The organism is Nostoc sp. (genome assembly GCF_054880495.1).
In genome coordinates this window covers 79,157-96,637 of sequence record NZ_JBTYKD010000233.1, presented here as the reverse complement: position 1 = coordinate 96,637, position 17,481 = coordinate 79,157, and the positions used below count along the sequence as shown (strand labels likewise).

Here is a 17,481-nt window from a genome sequence, read left to right as displayed (position 1 = left end):
AAATTCTCTAGTTCCCCTTCTCCCAACTTGGGAGAAGGGGTTAGGGGATGAGGGCAAAACGCCTTCTCAAAGCAGATTTTTTCTTAAGTTGACACGCATGAGCTTTTTCTGTGCCCCTACGAGAAATGTATATGTATCAGGGTTTGTGTGAAATGGTATTACGGCTTCTCTTGTAGCCGGGGACTTAAACCAAACCGAAGTTTGTTAAAACTTAAAAGTTGACCTTCTGAGGGTAAATCTTTAAATTACGCCGTGTGCAACTTTCTCTCAAACCTAACCCCCAACCCCTTCCCTACTAGCGTTGGGGAGCAAAAATCAAAGCCTCTCGGACTGTGGGGGAGAGGAATAGAAGCGGGGTTCTAAGGATAAGTTGCACAATAACTACTTAACTCTTAACTCCCCACTCCCCACTCAATAAGGATTTGAATCAATCCGTCCCCTTTTAACACTCCTGAGATAGTACCCAGAGGTGGGTCTGTTTCTCAAGTTGAAGGTGTCGCCACTGCGAACTTTCCAAATTTTGTAATTAGAAAAGGTCAAAGGCGATCGCGGTTCGCATACTTCCGGTATATGATTGCCAAGTACAAAGTACGCCGCACCACTACCGATAACTTTCACCAAACCGTTTTTATCCACAAGAACCGATGTACTTTCACTAACAGCTATGCCTAAAACACTGTTAGATACGCCGTCCTTAATTTGACGAGCAATGAAAGTCATAATTCGACCCATTCTTTGCCGCCTATCGAAGTGTGTATCTACGATAGTTCCCTTCAAATTGCTCCAATTAAAAAAGTTGTAAGTAAAAGTAATGTCTCGGTAGGGATCTTCGAGTGCGTCTCTAGCTTCAATGCCTTTTTCGGAAGAAGCGCAAGCATCGTAAACATACTCACTTTGGATCATTGCACCCGCACTAGTGCCACCAACACCACCTCCCTTAAGGTAAACTGACTTAACGGCAGTTTCCAGCTTGGTATCTTTCCAGTAGCGGATGTATTGACATTGGTCGCCGCCAGCAAAGAAAATTACATCAGCATTTTTGACTTTTTCAAAAATCTCGGCTTTGTTTGCTTCTTCTCTATTGCTAATCACAAGAGTTTCCACAAAGTTTACACCCTTCATGGCATAAATTAGCCGATTGTAATCGTGATTACCATTAGTGCGGATAACTACAACATTAACTTTAGTGGCGGAGTTAGTACCTCCCCTAACTTGGTTAATCATCCACTGGATAGCATCATCGACATCGGGGCCACCCCCACCTAAGCTAAGGACTGGTCCGGCTAAGGAAAAACGGACATCAAAGGAGGGGGAGGGGCGGACATCAACAGTGTCCCCCAGGAAGTAGCGTTTCCAGTTTTCGATAAAACGGTTTATTAGGAAGATTCCCATGTTCAACAACTTGATTCCTGTAGTTTTCAAGCGCCTTGCTATGCTTGGGAATGCCTTTGTCATACTAAGCTTCTGGAGCAAACTGCAATTATTGCTAGGCTGTTACGCATTTTAATTACTTATTTATTCGTGAGAGTCGTCGTTGATCATTGTTAGTCACTTGTATTTATAATTGGACTTTGGACAAAGGACTAATGACGGCTTTAACGAAAAATCTGCAATTTAGACGCGCATTAGCTTAACTCTCGCACTAGAGAGGGTAGAATTTCCAGCGTACAGGGCTTGTACTGTTTTTTAACGCGATAATAACTCAGAGTAATTATTAATTCTTTGCCCTACTCTGTGAAAATCTCCACATTGCTTGTGTCTTTTAGATGCAATACACCACAATACACGGTAGGGGCGCGCAGATGTGTATTAGGTCAACTTAAGAGGATGTTTTAAAAGTGGTGGCTGATGTATCAAAAACTTGCCCTCATCCCCTAACCCCTTCTCCCATCTTGGGAGAAGGGGAACCGGAGAATTTGCTCGCCTCTCCCAAAAATGGGAGAGGGGCTGGGGGTGAGGGCAAAAACTCATACAATCAGAAGCTTTCAGCTTAAGTTGACACCAATAAGCTTTTTCTGTGCGCCTACCGCGTGGTCTATTTACCTGGAAATTTCTGTAAATAAGTTGCAACTGAGTTAAAAAAAGCTAACTGTTGGGAAAAATACTTTTATAGGACTTATGCACTGTACAAAATGACTTTCATATATGTAACGAGATTTGGTCGTTTTAGGCTATTGACCACTATTTTTAGATCACTAGCATAGCGATCGCTGGCTAATCGTGAAGAAATCAAATTTGAATGCCTGAAAACTCAGAAACATATTTAGTTAATTTTGTCAATGCAGAAGTCCGATTTTAATCATAAGTTGAGCTTCAAGAAGAGTTGATGCAAATGAATACACCAGTTGAGCCGATCGCCCAAATTCCAGGCTATCAAATTAGTGAACAACTTTATACAAGCTTTAGAACCCTGGTTTACCGTGCAATTCGAGAGATTGATCAACTTCCGATGATTATCAAAGTGCTTCAGCAAGAGTATCCCAACTTCAGCGAACTGCTCGGCTTCCGCAATCAGTACACCATTGCCAAAAATCTCGATCTACCAAGTATTGTTCGCCCCTACAGCTTGGAACCCTACCGCAACAGTTATGCTCTGGTAATGGAGGATTTCGGCGGGATTTCTCTCAAAGAATGGATAAAAACACGAATCGGGAGTAATCCAAATTTTTTGGCAGAGTTTTTAGATATTGCGATCGCTCTGAGCAATATTCTTGACGGACTCTATCGCCATCGGATTATCCATAAAGACATTAGGCCTGCTAACATCCTGATTAACCCGGAAACTAAGCAAGTCAAATTGATTAACTTTAGCATTGCCTCGCTTTTACCTAGAAAAACCCCAGAAATTCACAGTCCTAATGTCTTAGAAAATACTCTGGCTTACCTTTCCCCGGAACAAACCGGGCGGATGAGCCGGTAGATTAGTAGTTGAGGCGACTGCTGAAGTTGGGCAGCAATCAACTGTGCTACAGTCGATTTTTGTGAAAGATAGCGCAGACATTCACCAGGACATAGCGGTTCACTTTCCTGCACTTCAGAACTTGGACAAGGCACAGAGTTTGTCATTCAAATTTCTACTCAACAAAAGTAAAAAGACAGCTTTCTTTTACCTTTTAAATTTTAATTTGGAGTAAAGCACCGATGATGCTTAAATTACGTAAAGGCTGGTTGAAAATCAACCTCCGACAGTATGCGCCAACTGAAAAAAATTACTACTCATTGAAATGGCGATCGCGAAATCTACTGTTATTATCAATTTTGGTGATTTTGTCCATTAGCATTAGCGCCACGGCGATCACTAGTTACAACATTGTTAAGGGGTTGTTGCTCGATAGTCTTAAGGAGCAAGCATTGTTAAAAACACGCCAAGGTCAGGATGATATTGATAACTGGTTAGCCATTCGGAAGACAGAAATTAAGACTTTGGCAAATTCTCTTGTGGTGCGATCGCTAGATTGGTCTGTGATGGAACCTTACTTGCAATCTGAGGTGACACGGCTGCAATCGTTTTTGCTCATCGCTTTGGTAACACCAGATGGTACATTAATTAATACTCAAGGGGGTCGTCCCAATGTTAAAGATCGAGATTTTTTTCAGCGGAGTATGGCGGGTGAAACCGTAGCTGCCGATCCAATTATTGGACGCACAAGCAATCAGTTACAGATTCAAATTAGTTCGCCAATTCCTGCCGAAATAGGTACAAAGCCAGCAGGTGTGTTAATGGGAGGAATTCCGATTAACCGAGTAGTTGAGGTGATCAGCAATTTACATCAAGGTAAGGGTAGTTATGCCTTTGCGCTGAATTCCCAAGGAGTTCCCATCGCCCATCCGAACGCGAAACTAATTGGTACACCCGAAAAAGTCGCCCAAAGTTTCCTCAAGTCTCCCAATCCCAGATTAGTTGAAATTACCCAACAAATGGTGGCTAAACGCACAAACATTGAATTGGCTCAATTGGATGGCAAGTGGAGCTATGTTGCTTACACTCCCCTGAGAGAAGCAAATTGGTCGGTAGCGTTAATTGTGCCACAAGAAAATATTGAATCGCCATTGCAGGCGTTGAACCTGTTGGCTACGGTTTTGGGAGGATTGCTAGTGGTTGGATTGATCGGTGCATGGCGACAGATGCAACTATATGAACAGATTCGCGATCGCGCCTTTATTTCTAGCCAGCAAGCGCAGCAACTCAGCAAAACCTTGAAAGAATTGCAAAATACCCAAGCTCAACTTATCCACACCGAAAAAATGTCTAGCCTGGGACAACTGGTTGCTGGGGTGGCACACGAAATCAATAATCCTGCCAATTTTATTCATGCCAACCTCAACCATGCCAGTGAATACAGCCAAGGCATCCTCGATTTACTAAAGCTTTATGAACAAACTTACCCAAATCCGACACCAGAAATTAGCGATCGCGCCCAAGATCTTGATATTGAGTTTCTGGCAGAAGATTTACCTAAGCTAATGGCATCAATGCAAGTGGGAACCAAGCGCATTCGTGAAATTGTGCTGTCGCTGCGTAATTTCTCACGGCTCGATGAAGCAGAGATGAAATTTGTAGACATTCATGAAGGATTAGACAACACTCTAATGATTCTGAACCGTCGCCTGACAGCCACGCCAAATCAATCAGAAATTCAGATTGTTAAGAAATACGGTGATTTACCCTTAGTAGAATGCTACGCCGGGCAACTTAATCAGGTGTTTATGAATGTTCTGGTGAATGCGATTGATGCATTGGAAGAGGCCAGCCAAAAACGGAGTTTTGAGGATATTAAAACGCATCCTAATCAAATTCAGATCCAAACCCAAATTGACGAATCAACTCATGACGCGATCGTTCAGATTTATGATAATGGTATTGGGATGTCAGAGGATGTAAAAAAACGGGTATTTGACCATATGTTTACTACTAAACCTGTAGGCAAAGGAACCGGATTAGGAATGGCGATCGCTTATCAAATTGTTGTAGACAAACATGCAGGAAATATTGAGGTTGATTCTACCCCAGGATGGGGAACAGAGTTTACCATCCGTATTCCTTTAACAAGTAAAAAGTAAAAATTGCTGACAATATTGGAACAGCCGAAGATGCTGTGAAGGATTTGTTTTGGCTAGTTTCTACACTCCTGGTCAGAGGCGATATACTTTAAAGTAGGTAGAGATAATTAAACTCTGAGTTTGTAGTGAGCGATTTATCGCTCAGAGCAGGGATTATCAGGATTAAAGTCCTTACTACAAACTTTTGTTTATGCCTAGATACTAAGAAAGTTTATTTCTAAATTTAATCTGCTACATCCAGTGTCCGAGGTGATATGCTTTTAAAACTGCAACAAATTATTGTCAAACCTGGTCAACAAATGTTGCTCCAAGATATTAGTTGGCAGCAGTTAGAAAATATTTTGGAAGAGATGGGAGAAAAGACTGCTGCACGTATTTCTTATAGTCATGGTTTGTTAGAAATTATGGTTCCTCTACCAGAGCATGAAAAAGATAAAGAATATATTGGTGAGTTAGTGAGAATTTTATTAGATAAACTCCAAATTGATTTTGAGCCTTTTGGTTCTACAACACTCAAAAATGAACGAATGCGGCAAGCAGTAGAACCAGATACCAGTTTTTATATTCAGAATCAAGCTGCTATAATTGGTAAAAATCGCATTGATTTAAATATAGATCCACCACCAGATTTAGCAATCGAAATTGATATTACTTCTCGAACTCGATTTGATAATTATGAAATTTTGGGAGTTCCTGAACTTTGGCGACATACACAACAAGGGTTAGAAATTTCTTTGTTGCAAGAAGGAAAATATATAAAATCTGAATCTAGTCCTAATTTTCATAATATCCCAATTATTGAATTAGTTAATGAATATGTTCAGCAGTGTTTAACAATTGGGAGAAGTCAAGCTATGCGTAATTTTCGAGATTGGGTTAAGAATAATTTATGATAAAAATTTAAGGCTTTCTGAGAAAGGCGATCGCTTATGACTACTGAAAACAACCCAAGAGCCATTCTAGACTGGGAACACCCCACACCACCCACAGATTTAATTTTTGATGACGGAGAACCCTTGGAATCAAATCGCCACCGTATTGCGATGAATGTGTTGATTCGGTCATTGCAGCAAGGTTGGGCTGACCGGAATGATTTTTTTACTGGTGGCAATATGTTTATTTATTACAGCAGCGCCCAAGTACGTAACCAGGATTTCCGTGGCCCCGATTTCTTTGCTGTCCTGAATGTGGACGGGACTAATTCTCGTCAAGGTTGGGTAGTGTGGGAAGAAAACGGTCGTTATCCTGATGTGATTGTAGAATTAATGTCACCATCTACAGCCAAAATAGATAAGACTGTTAAGAAAGACCTTTACGAACAAACTTTTCATACTTCAGATTATTTTGTCTATGACCCCTTTGACCCGACTTCTTTGCAAGGGTGGCATTTAGATCATAATCAGCAATATCAATCTTTGATACCAGATGAGCGTGGTTGGTTGTGGTGTCAAAAGTTAGGTTTATGGTTGGGAACCTATGAAGGAATAATAGACAGAGAAATGGCGATATGGTTGCGGTTTTATGATGTGGCTGGCAATTTGGTTTTGTTACCAGACGAAGCTGCTGCTGCACAAGCACAAGTCGCAGTCACGCAGGCGGAAATTGCTGTTGCACAAGCACAAACCGCAGTTGCAGAAGCAGAAGCTGCTGCTGTACGAGAAGAAGCAGCGGCTGCACAGGTGGCTCGTTTAGCGGCTAGATTGAGAGAATTGGGGGAGAATCCAGATATGTTGTGAATTTTGGCTTTTTTGATTTGTTTGGAATACAGTTTTGAGTTGTAGGAGTAATAGATGAAGAGACAAGTTATTATCTATCCAGGAGAAGATGGTTATTGGGTGGCTGAATGTCCTAGCTTACCTGCCTGTATCAGCCAAGGGAAGACGAAAACAGAAGCTATTGGCAATATCAAGGAAGCTATTGAATTATATATTGAAGTATTAAAAGAAGAAGGTCGTCCTATTCCAGAAGATAACTTGGAAACAGTTTTGGTCGATGTATGAGCAAGTTGCCAATAATTTCTGGACAACAGTGCATCAAAGCTTTGGGAAAGGCTGATTTTATGTTTTGCGACAACGTGGAAGCCACATTATTTTACGTCGAGATGAGCCATTTGGTAAAGTTGTTGTTCCGAATCATCAAGAATTAGACAAAGGAACTTTACGAGCAATTATCAGACAGGTTGGACTGAGTGTTGATGAATTTACAGCGCTTCCAGCTATTATGCAATACAGTTTTTCTCCTTGCCCTCTCCTATCAAAGCTTTCAGATTTAAGGATGTACCTCATAGCTGTCGGAAGTGCTGTATCGAGTTGATGTAAGTAAAAGATCAGGTGCGATCGCTATTTGGAAATATCAGAATGAGTAAGTGCGATCGGTATTAAGTAAAGCTCTAAAATACAAAACAAATATTAATCCCCTTTGCGCCTCAAACGCCTAGAAAGAGAAGGTTGTTCGGACTGTACCAATATAGATTGTGTCATTATGGCTGTTTTGTTCTGGGTTGGTAACTACAATTAGTCCCGGTGTTACCGCAATAGCGTCATTGATGGCATAGCGGTAAAACAACTCTAATTCCAGCGAGCTATTGGGATCTACGCGAGTTGCAACATCATTACTAGTCACCTTCGGCGGTAGTCCAATCATAAACCCCCCTAAGTTTCCTTCTCCACCCAAATCGGGAAATGCTGCGGTCACTGACCAGTTCAAAATGTCCGCATTGGCTCCCTGATTGTCACCTCCTTCCGCATGGGCGTATGTAAAGCCTGCCGACGCTGCTAAGGTGAATTTACGACTAACATCATAAGCCATGTTTACACCATAGGAGTTAGCAGAAGTAGGACTGCCATTAAAGGGGTCATTGGCATTGATACTGCCTGTACCAGTATTGAGCGCATTGTTAGGATCATCATCGTTAGTACTGTAAGAATGTGTATAGGTGAGTGCAAAAGTCAAATGGTCGATTGGACGTAAGGTAAGTTCAGTCAAACCCACATAAGTCCCGCCGAAAAGTCCCGAATTTGGATTATTACTATTGCCACCAGCGGCATATGCGGCGCTAAGTCTCACTGCCTTGCTAAACTCATAAGTGAGAGAACCACCAGCAACATCTTCCCCGCCTATAGCGAAGATGGGATTGAACTGCCCAAAGAGTGAGATGGAACCATTAACATGATCACCCAGAGGAGAAACAGCATCCACATCGTCATCCAGCATTTCATGTAGTTCATCATTTGCACCAACATGGATGGTGAGTTTGTCTCCCAGTTTAAATTGATACGATAATTTAGCTAAAGTCAGTTGATTAGGGCTGTCATAATCATCTAGTGTCAACCGTCCCATGTTCGTGCCTGTGGCAACCTTCAAATTAGGCGTATTGCTAGCTTGTAACCGAGTTCTCAACAGGTCAGTACCAGTAAAACTAGTATCAAGAGTCAGCCACAGGAAATCACTGGCAATCAGATTACGACTCACCTGTGCGCCACTACCATCAGCCTGTTTGTTACCCCCGATAGTCGTCAAGGAAAAGAGGGCGTTACCATAGAGCTTCGTCGTTGTAGAAAATTGTTGCTTTTTTACAGTGGCAGCACGCACTTCCAGCCCATCCACCCGACCGCGTAGGGTCGCCAGTTCTGCGGCAAAACTCTCCTGTAACTTTTGCAACAGCACTAAGTCGTCTTTTTTCACTAGACTGTTTGTTGTAGAAGCCAACAATTCATTCACCCGGCTCAAACAAGCATTGACACCGGCTGCAAATTCATAACGGCTGAGGGCACGATTACCACGATAGGTTGAGTCAGAATATCCGGTGATACATCCATAGCGTTCTACTAAGGATTGCAATGCCTGAAAAGCCCAATCAGTAGGTTTAACATCTGAAAGTTGGGATACCGAAGTGACCCGCCCTTGGAGAGTATTTTCGGCAGTATCGTTTACTAATGGTTTATCCTGTTTTACTGGTAGCACTGACGCTGATGTTTGAGCAAAAGCAGGATGTGAAAAATGCAGCAGGAATCCAAAGGCGATATGGAAAATAATTGCACTATTTTTGAACTGGTGCCCCATAATCTTACTTCTTGTTGTTGATGGTAGATTCAGTAACTTTTGTCTTAAATATTGTTAGAAAAATTACTTAACTTCCAGCAACGATAATCTTGTAGGTTAGCGTGAAAGGTATAAATCGACCATTGTATCCAGTATTTTTTTTAGGGTATCCACTCAGTTTTAATTCGTATTCTCCTACTGTAGGGAAAGTAATTTCAGCACCGGGAATCCCTTGATAACGATCGCCATTGACAGGTTTTAAGGTTGGACTGATCAGAGGGGGAGCATTTTTCTCATGAGGAACCGCATATACTGCGAGTTGACAATTACATTGCGATAGGGGAATGATGCGCCCACTTCTGTGAGTTAAAGCAAACCAAGCAAGGGAGGGTTTTCCAGCCTGGGGATTGTCATGGGGTTCAATATGAAAGGTAGCTCCAACATCGCCTGACATCTGTACAGTATGAGCAAGTACGGGCGTACCTATCAACGTCGAAAGGAAGAAGATGAAGGGCTTTGAAAAATATTTTAGGGAAGGCATTAATTGTCACACTCTAACGCATTTTTTTATGTCTACATTCTTTGCTGAAACTGAATTTGTGTCAAAAGACAGACTGTCGAAGTTGAGGGGCACTAGGTTGTCCCGGCTACTGTGCTTTATTCGCCTGACCAATAAAGCGATCGCCCGCAGCTTTATTCATCAAAGCCACAGCCGACCCCCAGGTAAAGAATATTCAGTAGACCGAAAAGTTCTGGTGCGTTATAAGCTGTTCCACATTTACAGCAGTTTTCATGTATTTGAACCACATCTCTCGTAGGGGTACAGCATTGCTCATCCGTGTCAACTTAAGGTTAAAAAGGCGGTTATAAACCGCGTCTACACAGACAAAACCCACCTTTCCTTACGGAACGCTACGCGAACGTGGATTAAGAATCCTTGATTTTGTATTAAGCTGTTCCACATTTAACTTGCATAATTAGAGCGGGCAAGATGCCCACTCCACAAGAGTTATATAAATTTTAGATATGCAAACTAGATGTGGTTTAGCTTAGTCCAGGTCGTTGGACTTTGTTTGTGTAGCCGCGAATTCTATTCGCCATTGCTCTAAGTTGACACGCATGAGCATTGCTGTGCCCCTACCGCGTGGTCTATTTACCTGAAAATAGCTGTAACTTGCATTATTAGGGCGGGCAAGATGCCTACCCCACAAGATTTTAATTAAATTTAGATATGTAAACTAGATGTGGAACAGCTTATCCTATATTCCATACTTTGAATGAATTGGGAAGGCTACACTGTACTGACGGTACAGTGTAGGTAGTTCACTTAAAACAAATCTAAATCTGTCACAGCACCAATACTGCTAGAAGATACCAATTTGGCATATTTCGCCAACACGCCTTTAGTGTAACGCGGAGCGGGGGGTTGCCAGTTGGCACGACGACGAGCTAATTCTTCTTGGGATATATTCAACTGCAATAAACGAGCGGGTGCATCAATCGTAATACTATCGCCTTCTTCTACAAGAGCGATCGCCCCACCAACTGCTGCTTCTGGAGCAACATGACCAACCACCATCCCATAAGTACCGCCAGAAAAGCGCCCGTCGGTAATTAATGCCACAGCATCACCCAAACCAGCACCGATAATTGCTGAAGTGGGAGCCAACATTTCGCGCATCCCAGGACCGCCCTTAGGCCCTTCGTAGCGGATGACTAGAATATCACCCGCTTGAATCTTACCCGCCAAAATTGCATCTAAAGAGGCTTCTTCCGATTCAAATACCCGTGCTGGCCCGGTAATTACTGGTTTTTTCACGCCGGTAATTTTGGCGACAGCCCCTTCCGTTGCCAGATTACCTCTGAGGATGGCTAAATGTCCTTGGGGATACATCGGGTTATTCCAAGTCCGAATCACATCTTGGTTGGCGGATGGTTCTTCTGGGATGTCTGCTAATATCTCTGCAATTGTTTGGCCGCTAATGGTGAGGCTATCACTGTGTAATAAATCATGCACAAGTAGCATCTTCATGACTTGCGGAATACCACCAGCTTTATGCAAATCTGTCGCTACATATTTACCACTTGGTTTTAAATCACACAAAACGGGAACACGGGCGCGGATAGTTTCAAAGTCGTCTATAGTTAACTCTACATCAGCAGCGCGGGCGATCGCTAATAAATGCAACACTGCATTCGTCGAACCACCCACCGCCATAATCACAGAAATGGCATTTTCTATAGATTTACGGGTGATAATTTGGCGGGGTAAGATTTGTTTGCGAATCGCTTCGACTAACACATAAGCCGATTTTTCCGTACTGTCGGCTTTTTCGGCATCTTCTGCCGCCATTGTCGAAGAATAGGGCAAACTCATCCCCATCGCTTCAAATGCTGAAGACATGGTGTTAGCCGTGAACATTCCCCCACAGGAACCAGCGCCAGGACAAGCGCGATTTTCAACTTCTAATAATTCCTTTTCGTCAATTTTTCCGGCACTGTATTGACCAACAGCTTCAAAACAGCTGACAACAGTTAAATCGCGTCCATTGTAGTGACCGGGTTTAATTGTGCCACCGTAAACAAAGATAGCCGGGATATTAATCCGCGCGATCGCCAGCATTGCCCCAGGCATATTTTTATCACAACCGCCAATAGCTAGCACACCATCCATACTTTGTCCAGTACAGACGGTTTCAATGGAATCTGCAATCACTTCCCGCGACACTAGGGAATATTTCATCCCTTCTGTTCCCATCGAAATTCCATCGCTAATGGTAATTGTGCCAAACATTTGTGGCATCGCTCCGGCGGTTTTAATCCCAATCTCTGCCCTTTGTGCCAGTTGATTGATTCCCATATTACAGGGAGTAATCGTACTGTAGCCATTGGCAATGCCCACAATCGCTTTATTAAAATCTTCATCTTTAAAACCAACTGCCCGCAGCATAGCTCGATTTGGCGATCGCTGCACCCCTTGCGTCACAATTTGGCTTCTCAAATTCTCCGACATCTTTTTTCCTTCCCTGGCATCATCGCTTGGATTGCGATTGTATTACCTGATTTTCTCATGTATGTGCGGTGCGATCGAACATCAGCGAGCATTGGTACTGTATTTCTCAGATGTGCTTGTGTACCCTCGGATTATGACCAACATCCGATTCCAACTAGCACCCAAACCCACGAGAGCCGAAAAAGCAGCCCTTGGCAAAACGGGGTTTGTCCCAGTCGCCACTCGTTGGGGAAAAAGAACGCTCGAATGCTTGGATGGAACGATGTAAGAGTTTGGTTAAGAACTTTGAGCGAACACTGGGTCATGCGACTGCCAAGCTCAATCTATGTTTTATCCGACTCATGCTCAAGCGGTTAGCACAGACATAGATTCCAAATGGGTTCTATAAAAGGGAGAAGCAAGCTAAACTTACCTCTCCCCACGACTGTTCAAGGATCAGAATTCTGCCACCTGCCTTATTTTCAAGGCAGGTGTCTTAAATTAAAGGATAATGTCGTTTGCCACTAGTTGTGGCGCTCCTACAAGCCGAACCTCAAAGTCAGGTGACAGATTGCTATCAGTGTTACCTAGTAGAATACCTCCTGAATAACGAAGCTGACCAGGTGCGGAGAATGCGGCAGACCCAATGAAAGTGAAGGCTTGGTTGCCCGCTTTAGTGGTGTTGGCGTCGATGGCAGATAGATCGATTCGATCCCCTACCGACTTACCTTTTCCACCAACAAAGTCAGCGATAAGATCCCGCTTACCAAAAGGACTATCTGAAACTGAGTTGAACTTGAAAACATCGTTGCCAGCACCGCCAACGAGTGTGTCGGTGCCACTACCGCCAATGAGTGTGTCGTTGCCATTACCGCCAGTAAGGATATCGTTGCCAGCACCACCAATAAGGATATCGTTGCCATCACCACCAATAAGGATATCCTTGCCATTACCGCCAGTAAGGATATCGTTGCCAGCACCACCGTTAAGGGTATTGTTGCCATTGCCGGCGTTAATGACATCGTCGCCTAATCCGCCAATGAGGTTATCGTTGCCATTACCAGCGTTAATGACATCGTTGCCATTACCACCGTTAATGGTATTGTTGCCATTGCCGGCGTTAATGACATCGTTGCCATTACCACCGTTAATGGTGTCGTTGCCACTACCACCGATAAGGACATCACTACCATTAGTGCCGTTAATGGTTTTGTTACCACTACCAGGGTTAACGATATTGTCGACGGTACTGTTTGAAGGAATAGTTACATTGATAGGATTAGTGACGGTACCGCCCAAAGGAAGAGTTATATTGATACCAGCGATAGTTGCCATTAATGAGCTGCTCCTAAATTTCAAGGGTAAAAAAAATTACCTCGTCACTTCCCCATCAGAAAACGGCGTTGCTGATTAGGAGTATGAATTTGGTTTCCCCCAAAGGCACAAAGGAAACAGTTTCAAATATGGAATTTTTGAATTTCATACTTTCATTAAGCAAGTCCAAGAAAACAAGGTGGAGAAATAACGAGTGGGAAGAGATAACTGAACCCGACCTGATTGGAGCAGGTCTTTGCTGTTTGTTAAGTCTGAAAACTTGAGAAGATTTGAGAAGCACTGGATGTATTGATGATGTTGGCATCAAAATGATTGCGCCAAGAGTCATGTTATATCCTTGTGCCTTATGTCTTCACTGGTTCCAGTACTAGGCTGCTAGGGAATAAGCAGATTTTCTAATACGGAATTGCATAGGTTTTGGACGTTTTTACTGTATTCAGAATCACAAGACTATGATATTACCTTCAAGGGTACTTTTTTCTATCTATAAGAAAGAATAATTAACCCTCTTTTTTTACTCTCACCATAACAAAGTCTGAAACCCTTGATTCAGATAGGGCTTTTTAATCTATATCGGAATAATAAAGTCGTGATAGTAAGTAGGTTGGTGAGGAAAAACCAAACAATGTAAAGGTATGTAAACAAGCAACTAAGCTTAATTCAAGCTGATCTCCGAATCTTTATAAAACTTTACATAGTTACCTTTAATAGCACCAACTCTTTACTCTGGGGGGTAGTTTGTTTTATTTATAAAAAAAAGTGGGATTCATTTGTAAACACTGAATACCACTTTGTATTATATCAAAATTACTGATGACGCAGATATTCTACCGAGGTAGAGTTGTTATGCCAGTGACAGCGATCGCACCACCGATCGCACTAGCAAAAAGAGTAGTGATCGCTGTCCCAAATATCCACCAAGCAGCATTTGCAACGGTTTTTTTGCTTTCTTCGGCTTGCTTTTTAGCTTGCTCTTGGATCGCTTTCAGGCGTTTTTGGGTTTCTTTCTGGATGCGTTCGGCTCGTTGCAATACGCCATCCCGCGCTGCTTCGATTTGGTCGATGATCCGGTTAGCATCCTGCTCAGAAATATCCTCACGCGAACTGATGACAGCAACTAGGGTGTCACGATCAAATTCACTGAGGCGATCGCGCAATGCTTCAAATCCAGCTTGGGGATCGTCGAAGACTTTGGCAAAGTCTTGTTTAATCCCTTCATAGTTGAGTTCGGAACGATCCAGCGAGTTGAGATAGTTACGAACTTTCGCAAAAACTCCATCCAACACTGATTGCACCTTTTGCTGAATCTGCTGGAATTGTTCGACAATGGAAGTCCGAACCGATTCAATTTGCTCCACAATCCGGTTAGCTTCCTCTTCTGAGATATCTTCGCGTTGAGATAACAGCGCCACAATTGTCGAACGGTCAAATTTCGAGGCGCGATCGCTTAAATTCCCAATTCCAGCGCGGGGAGAAGATAGCAGCAATTGCAAATCGCGTTTGATTCCTTCGGGATTTAGTTCGTCTTTATTAGTATTACGCAGGTATTCTTCAAGAGTGGCTTCAAAATCTAAAGCTTGTTGAGCAGTACGCTTGGCTAAACGTCGTGGCGCTCTCACAATCTCACCAATTGCATCTTGGGCGCGATCGATGATCTGATTAACATCCTCTTGGCTCAAGTCTCCTCGCTGACTCACGAGTTTAACCAAGGTTTCTCGATCAACATGAGACAAGCGATCGCGCAGTGCTAAGGCTCCGGCTTTGGGATCATTGAGTAATTTTTCCAAATCGTTTCTGATCCCTTCTGGATCAAGTTCTTCTAAGTTAGTCTTGCGGAGATATTCGGCGATCGCTTTTGTAGTTTTTTCGTACTGTTCTTTCGCCTGTTGCGGTACTTGCAAAATATTATCTCGGACTGCTTCAAGCTGATCGAGAGTTTGGTTTACCTGTTCCTCGCTCAAATCTTGACGCTGACTGAGTAATTGTACTAATGTATCGCGGTCAAATTGCGATAGGCGCGATCGCAAAAGGCTAATACCGGCTTGGGGATCGTCTAGTAAAACTCCAAACTCGCGTTTGATTGCTTCGGGATTTAGTTCGTCTTTGTTAGTATTCCGCAGATAATCTTCAACTCTTTGACGCAGTTCATCGGCTTTCGCTTTTGCTTGTTCTTGCAATTCTCTAGCACGATTCAAGAGATTATCGCGGTTCTGTTCGAGTTGACTAACAATATTATTAGCTTCTTCTTCGCTGATATCTTGACGCTGTTGGAGCAATTGTACAAAAGTGTTGCGGTCAAATTGCCGGAAGCGGCTAGTTAAATCTTCAAAACCAGCTTCTGGATCTTCCAGCAACTTGCCAAAGTCCCGTTTAATACCTTCAGGATTGAGTTCATCTTTCCCTGTCGAACGCAGATAATCTTCAATGCGGCTGCGGAAATCTTGCCCTTTTTCTTGCGTTTGAGCCTGTTTTACAGTTTCTAAAACTTTCAGGCGATCGCTTTCCATTTGTTCGGCAATTTCTTTCACCCTGGCTTCATTAATATCATCCCGCCGCTTCAGCAAGTTGGTGAAATATTCTTGATTTAGTTCTTCCAACTCCCGTCTCACAGTTGTCGGATCTGCATTTACGTCATAGATGACTTCTGGAAATTCATCTACTAGCGTAATTCGGTTAAAGTGCCAAGGAAATGAATTCAATATGTATTCTTCTACATCTGCCTTAATCGTGTTTTCCAGTGATATTGGTAATTTTCCAGATACTTGCTTAGTTGCTTGCTCTCTAAACTTTTGGAATTGTTCTGTGATTTGCTCGACATCGACATCTTGAACTTTCTCTTTCAGCTTTTGCAACTGAGTTGTAATTTTGTTCACATCTATATTAGAAAGATTTACCCCACCCAGGACTGCGGGGGCGGCGGCGCTCAAGCCAAATCGAATAGCTTGGTTGATCACAGCATTGCTTTGGTTGCCATTACCACCTCCGACTGTAACCAGTTGTTGCAGCCGTTCACCTAATTGCTCTGAGTTCAGTTCTTCTGGAGTAGCCGACTTGAGCAAATTAATTACTTGCTCCGTGGGATTTTTGCGATTTAAAGCTTGTTGCCAAGCACCTTGAAATTGGTCAGCAATGCCATTAATATCTTCTTTAGATAAATCTGTGCGGCTGCTGATTAAATCAACAAATGTTTGGCGGTCTATATTTTTCAACAGGTCGCTGTTAGCAACAGATTGCAAATCTGTATCTTTAAGAAGCTGGTCAAATTGATTACGAATATCTTTGATATCCAGCTTTGGTAATTGCAGAGAACCTAAGGAACTTTGGAGCGTATTTTTAATACCTTCAGGATCAAAACCCGAAGTGAATTCCCGCCGGACTGCGGCTGTAATATCTTCAGCAGTAGAAACTAACTGTTTTTTCGCAGCATTAGCACCGATACCAGCAGTTGCTGTACCGATTAGAGCTTGAAAACCAGAGGTGACAGTATTAGCGATAGAACCAATTAGAGAACCTACAGCCGATGAACCTAACCAAATTACCAGCGAAAAATAGGCAGACCAGATGACTACACCGATAATTGCTCCTAAAAATGCGCTTTCGATTAAGCTAAGTTTTACCGCTAGAAAACAAGCAATAAATAATGCAATGCTAGCGGTTATTAACGCCCAAGCACCAACTTTAGCTTGAACTTCACGAATTTTACTACCTAAGCTTTCTGGCTGATCATCAGAATCTGAGTCAATTTCCCAAGATGAAATTCCGACAGCAACTGAAAAGTTTGTGAATAGTAATTGAAAGGCAAATGCCATTAAGACACCAGCCAGTAATGCTACCAAGAATTTCGGCCCAGAAAAAAGAACTGATGCTTCTTCTGGAGTTATTACTTCCTGAGCTAAAGTTATCGGCGCTAATCCAAAAGGCAGCCCGCTCCATCCCCAAATAGTTAAAAGACCTTGAAACATAAGATGTTCTCACTTTCACTCAATTAAATACCCATTCATCAAATGGCTTACTTCTCAATTTAGTTATGAGTTATATCAGATGACACTTTC

General features: G+C 42.7%; 13 protein-coding genes and 1 pseudogene. 8 read left to right on the top strand and 6 right to left on the bottom strand.

The window, feature by feature from the left end:
• Positions 1-411 precede the first annotated feature (411 nt).
• Positions 412-1,455, bottom strand: coding sequence for a cyanophycinase (locus ACYTXL_RS22275; RefSeq protein ID WP_461926627.1), 1,044 nt, complete (start codon positions 1,453-1,455; stop codon positions 412-414).
• An 877-nt stretch (positions 1,456-2,332) separates the two neighbouring features.
• Between ACYTXL_RS22275 and ACYTXL_RS22270 the strand changes: the two are divergent.
• From ACYTXL_RS22270 to ACYTXL_RS22245, 6 genes and pseudogenes are all read left to right on the top strand, one after another.
• Positions 2,333-2,917 (top strand): annotated as a pseudogene (locus tag ACYTXL_RS22270) (serine/threonine protein kinase); the annotation flags it as partial.
• 224 nt (positions 2,918-3,141) lie between these two features.
• Complete coding sequence (locus ACYTXL_RS22265; protein ID WP_461926626.1) at positions 3,142-5,061, top strand: sensor histidine kinase; 1,920 nt, start codon at positions 3,142-3,144, stop codon at positions 5,059-5,061.
• Between the two features lie 254 nt (positions 5,062-5,315).
• Complete coding sequence (locus tag ACYTXL_RS22260) at positions 5,316-5,954, top strand: Uma2 family endonuclease (protein ID WP_461926625.1); 639 nt, start codon at positions 5,316-5,318, stop codon at positions 5,952-5,954.
• A gap of 36 nt (positions 5,955-5,990) precedes the next feature.
• A complete protein-coding gene (locus ACYTXL_RS22255; protein WP_461926624.1) occupies positions 5,991-6,797 on the top strand; it encodes a Uma2 family endonuclease in 807 nt (268 codons plus the stop codon).
• A 54-nt stretch (positions 6,798-6,851) separates the two neighbouring features.
• Positions 6,852-7,061: a type II toxin-antitoxin system HicB family antitoxin gene (locus ACYTXL_RS22250; protein WP_334702265.1), complete on the top strand. Its 210-nt coding sequence runs from the start codon at positions 6,852-6,854 to the stop codon at positions 7,059-7,061.
• 64 nt (positions 7,062-7,125) lie between these two features.
• Positions 7,126-7,374: a type II toxin-antitoxin system HicA family toxin gene (locus tag ACYTXL_RS22245; RefSeq protein WP_461926623.1), complete on the top strand. Its 249-nt coding sequence runs from the start codon at positions 7,126-7,128 to the stop codon at positions 7,372-7,374.
• 120 nt (positions 7,375-7,494) lie between these two features.
• Here the strand turns inward: ACYTXL_RS22245 and ACYTXL_RS22240 are convergent, their stop codons facing one another.
• The gene (locus tag ACYTXL_RS22240; RefSeq protein WP_461926622.1) at positions 7,495-9,123 is read right to left on the bottom strand and encodes an iron uptake porin; all 1,629 of its coding nucleotides are present in this window, start codon (positions 9,121-9,123) and stop codon (positions 7,495-7,497) included.
• Positions 9,124-9,190: 67 nt separating this feature from the next.
• Entirely contained in the window at positions 9,191-9,556 is a 366-nt protein-coding gene (locus ACYTXL_RS22235; protein WP_461926621.1) for a hypothetical protein, read from the bottom strand.
• A gap of 115 nt (positions 9,557-9,671) precedes the next feature.
• On the opposite strand from ACYTXL_RS22235, the gene ACYTXL_RS22230 reads away from it, so the two are divergent.
• The gene (locus ACYTXL_RS22230) at positions 9,672-9,920 is read left to right on the top strand and encodes a hypothetical protein (protein WP_461926620.1); all 249 of its coding nucleotides are present in this window, start codon (positions 9,672-9,674) and stop codon (positions 9,918-9,920) included.
• A gap of 509 nt (positions 9,921-10,429) precedes the next feature.
• Here the strand turns inward: ACYTXL_RS22230 and ilvD are convergent.
• Positions 10,430-12,115, bottom strand: coding sequence for a dihydroxy-acid dehydratase (gene ilvD / locus ACYTXL_RS22225; protein ID WP_461926619.1), 1,686 nt, complete (start codon positions 12,113-12,115; stop codon positions 10,430-10,432).
• A gap of 133 nt (positions 12,116-12,248) precedes the next feature.
• Here ilvD and ACYTXL_RS22220 point away from each other — a divergent pair, with 133 nt between their 5' ends.
• The gene (locus ACYTXL_RS22220; protein WP_461926618.1) at positions 12,249-12,383 is read left to right on the top strand and encodes a hypothetical protein; all 135 of its coding nucleotides are present in this window, start codon (positions 12,249-12,251) and stop codon (positions 12,381-12,383) included.
• Between the two features lie 212 nt (positions 12,384-12,595).
• Here ACYTXL_RS22220 and ACYTXL_RS22215 read toward each other — a convergent pair whose 3' ends face one another.
• Positions 12,596-13,429 (bottom strand): calcium-binding protein, encoded by an 834-nt coding sequence (locus tag ACYTXL_RS22215; RefSeq protein ID WP_461926617.1) that lies wholly within the window; start codon positions 13,427-13,429, stop codon positions 12,596-12,598.
• 827 nt (positions 13,430-14,256) lie between these two features.
• Positions 14,257-17,391, bottom strand: a complete 3,135-nt coding sequence (locus tag ACYTXL_RS22210) for an MFS transporter (protein WP_461926616.1) — start codon at positions 17,389-17,391, stop codon at positions 14,257-14,259.
• Positions 17,392-17,481 lie beyond the last annotated feature (90 nt).

Excerpts from the sequence above, each read along its gene's own strand:
- ACYTXL_RS22275 (WP_461926627.1), bottom strand. The coding sequence starts at position 1,455 with ATGACAAAGGCATTCCCAAGCATAGCAAGGCGCTTGAAAACTACAGGA.
- ACYTXL_RS22265 (WP_461926626.1), top strand. The coding sequence starts at position 3,142 with ATGATGCTTAAATTACGTAAAGGCTGGTTGAAAATCAACCTCCGACAG.
- ACYTXL_RS22260 (WP_461926625.1), top strand. The coding sequence starts at position 5,316 with ATGCTTTTAAAACTGCAACAAATTATTGTCAAACCTGGTCAACAAATG.
- ACYTXL_RS22255 (WP_461926624.1), top strand. The coding sequence starts at position 5,991 with ATGACTACTGAAAACAACCCAAGAGCCATTCTAGACTGGGAACACCCC.
- ACYTXL_RS22250 (WP_334702265.1), top strand. The coding sequence starts at position 6,852 with ATGAAGAGACAAGTTATTATCTATCCAGGAGAAGATGGTTATTGGGTG.
- ACYTXL_RS22240 (WP_461926622.1), bottom strand. The coding sequence starts at position 9,123 with ATGGGGCACCAGTTCAAAAATAGTGCAATTATTTTCCATATCGCCTTT.
- ACYTXL_RS22235 (WP_461926621.1), bottom strand. The coding sequence starts at position 9,556 with ATGTCAGGCGATGTTGGAGCTACCTTTCATATTGAACCCCATGACAAT.
- ACYTXL_RS22230 (WP_461926620.1), top strand. The coding sequence starts at position 9,672 with ATGTCTACATTCTTTGCTGAAACTGAATTTGTGTCAAAAGACAGACTG.
- ilvD (WP_461926619.1), bottom strand. The coding sequence starts at position 12,115 with ATGTCGGAGAATTTGAGAAGCCAAATTGTGACGCAAGGGGTGCAGCGA.
- ACYTXL_RS22220 (WP_461926618.1), top strand. The coding sequence starts at position 12,249 with ATGACCAACATCCGATTCCAACTAGCACCCAAACCCACGAGAGCCGAA.
- ACYTXL_RS22215 (WP_461926617.1), bottom strand. The coding sequence starts at position 13,429 with ATGGCAACTATCGCTGGTATCAATATAACTCTTCCTTTGGGCGGTACC.
- ACYTXL_RS22210 (WP_461926616.1), bottom strand. The coding sequence starts at position 17,391 with ATGTTTCAAGGTCTTTTAACTATTTGGGGATGGAGCGGGCTGCCTTTT.